The organism is Plesiomonas sp. (assembly GCF_051650925.1).
Taxonomy (GTDB): domain Bacteria; phylum Pseudomonadota; class Gammaproteobacteria; order Enterobacterales; family CAMTGL01; genus Plesiomonas.
Genome location: NZ_JBOFRH010000066.1, coordinates 1 through 2,549, shown reverse-complemented (window position 1 = coordinate 2,549; position 2,549 = coordinate 1). Strand labels below are relative to the sequence as shown.

At 48.4% G+C, this 2,549-nt stretch carries 2 protein-coding genes and 1 pseudogene; 1 reads left to right on the top strand and 2 read right to left on the bottom strand.

The genetic code is table 11. From position 1 onward, the window contains the following. Positions 1 to 616 (bottom strand): annotated as a pseudogene (locus ACRC27_RS01685) (hypothetical protein); the annotation flags it as partial. Positions 617 to 698: 82 nt separating this feature from the next. Between ACRC27_RS01685 and cadR the strand changes: the two are divergent. Next, positions 699 to 1,175, top strand: a complete 477-nt coding sequence (gene cadR, locus ACRC27_RS01680; protein ID WP_438624086.1) for a Cd(II)/Pb(II)-responsive transcriptional regulator — start codon at positions 699 to 701, stop codon at positions 1,173 to 1,175. Positions 1,176 to 1,304: 129 nt separating this feature from the next. Here the strand turns inward: cadR and ACRC27_RS01675 are convergent. Then, positions 1,305 to 2,549: pyridoxal phosphate-dependent decarboxylase family protein (locus ACRC27_RS01675; protein ID WP_438639024.1), on the bottom strand; the 1,245-nt coding region annotated here is incomplete at its 5' end.

Below are 2,549 nucleotides of genomic sequence, written 5' to 3'. Positions count from 1 at the left end.
GTGCAATCCAGATACTCATGTCCGATCCGCTGCTAAAAGCCACCGCCTCTGATCCTGCCGCAGCCAAGCCAGCCAGCGTAAACAGTACTTTCTGTCGCCATCCGGTTTTACGCTCTGCCGGTAGTGCAGCAGCCTGCGCATCTGTTAGCGGGCGCGCTTCCATCCCCACGCCGCTGATAGCTTTGATCACGGGGCTGATATCATCAAGATCATGCTCCATCACCATCACGCGTTCAATATAGTTGAACTCCAGCGCCGTTATACCTTCAATTTTTGCCAGCACTTTCTGGATCAGGGTCGATTCTGTCGGGCAGTCCATCGCCATAATCTGAAATTTAGTCTGGTATTTACCCGAGTTCCCACCGGCAGTACGCACAATCTGCTGCGCTTGTATACTCGCCGAATGTCCACAACAGGCATGTTCAGGATGCGCATGTTCGTGTTCGTGTTCGTGTTCGTGTTCGTGTTCGTGTTCGTGTTCGTGTTCGTGTTCGTGTTCAGCCGAGTCTAGAGGCCGAATACCAGAAAGTGCCAGTTCCGCAGAATGTTTTGATTCTGTTTTTTTATTCAGCAGACAGCTCTGTGTGCTCTTTTTATCTTGGCAGCATGAGGTCATCGTCTTATTCCTCCATAAATATCCTGTTATAATTTCACACCCTGTAGTTACTATAGGGTCAAGCGTTTTTTGGAGGATAAAGATGAAAATAGGTGAACTTGCCCGTAGCGCGGGTGCTGAGGTAGAAACACTGCGTTTTTATGAGCGTGAAGGGCTGCTCTCTGAGCCGTTGCGCAATGCCTCGGGTTACCGTATTTATCAGGCCCAGCATTTGTCTGAGCTGAATTTTATTCTGCACTGCCGCTCGCTGAATATGTCACTGGCCGAAATCCGCCAACTGGCGCATTACCGCAATAATCCCGCGCTGGGGTGTGTACAAACCAATGAGATGATCGACCGTCATATTGATAATGTGCATCAACAAATCGAAAACTTAAAACGGCTGGAACAGCAATTGATTATGCTGCGTGAACGCTGCCCTGACGGCCATCACAACAGCGATAATTGCGGGATATTAAAAAGTCTGGTTGCTGCTGCAGAGGGTGAGCCTTGTGCTTGCCACCCTGATGACCATACAAATAACAATGGTACGAATGACCCAGTCACCCAGATTAAGTGACAGCGTAACAAAAGTGGGTATTTAAAAATGCCAATGGCTGATACAAGGTGCTGTTGTCATATGCAGGTACGAGATGTATGTGCAATATGCAAATGAATACAATGCATTGATGTATCAGCCATTTTAGGCTTATTTTAGATGAGCAAAACGGCGAGCAATAAACTGATCAATCTGCTCACGGCCAGTGGCCGGATTCATGAATACGGCTTTCTCACCCGGAATGTAGGCGTAACGCCCTTTTGCGTTATAGGTTGAGCGCGCAATAAACTCGACCCAGTTGGTATACAGACCAAACTTTCCGCCATCGGTAAATTGCTCACGGTGCCAGTGTGCATTACGCTGCATACGCGCCATGCTGTCTGCATCTGTCATGCACTGCTGTTCAAACGCAAACTCGGCATCGGGATCACTCACCCATTGCGGGTTGTAGACTTTAAAGCCAACACTTGGCCCCTGATTTTCCGGCACCATCAGCTTCACGTGGCCAACATCTTGCAAACGCTGACGGAAGTAGTTCGCATTTTGCAAACAGTGCGCCAAAATGATCTGGTATCCCTCAATGCCCATGTGTTGCAGCGCAGAGAATGCGCCAAACATCCCCGCCGCACCGCGCGAACACTCAATGGTTGACTGTAAATGTGTCTGCCCCTGCAAATCATGCTCAAAGTACGAGAAGTTTTCTGGGTCATTTTCCAGCGCATGCATATCATCTTTATTGCGGATCATCACCAGACTTGAGGTATAGGGTACGTATCCCCATTTTTGGAAATCCACCGTAAACGAATCGGCATACTGTACTTCACGAAAGCGTTCAACATTGTGCTGAATACCAGCCAGCGTTGCAGCATTGATCTCTAGCGGGTTTGCTGCAAAATCATAGTTAAGGAAAAACAGCATTGACCAGCCTACCGCTGCATCAGCATGAATGTGCGGTTTTACGGTAATATCGTACTCTTCACATAAGCGGTTACGCAGATCGTACACTGGCTTTATACGGTCAACACCGAACGTATCGGTAGTGCCCAATGTCAGCATAATCGCCGGTATTTTACAGTGCACATCAAAGCAGGCGCGCATTTGGCGCTCAAGATCGATCAGATCGATATCATTGCTTTGCGTGACTTTAATCCGAATCGTTTTATTGCGAATATCCACCCCAAGCAGTGACAAATTCGTCATGTTGGAGTAGTGCCCGCCCTGCGAATTGATAATGCGGTAATCTTGATCAACACCCATACCGTGGGTACGTGCTTCAGGCAGTGATTTACGAATGCCCAGCAGATAGCCATACAGATTACAGAATGTTCCCCCCTGCGTGAAAACACCCGTTGCCTGTTCCGGATCATAACCCGCCAGTGTTGCCATCTGCCGAAT

Excerpts from the sequence above, each read along its gene's own strand:
- cadR (WP_438624086.1), top strand. The coding sequence starts at position 699 with ATGAAAATAGGTGAACTTGCCCGTAGCGCGGGTGCTGAGGTAGAAACA.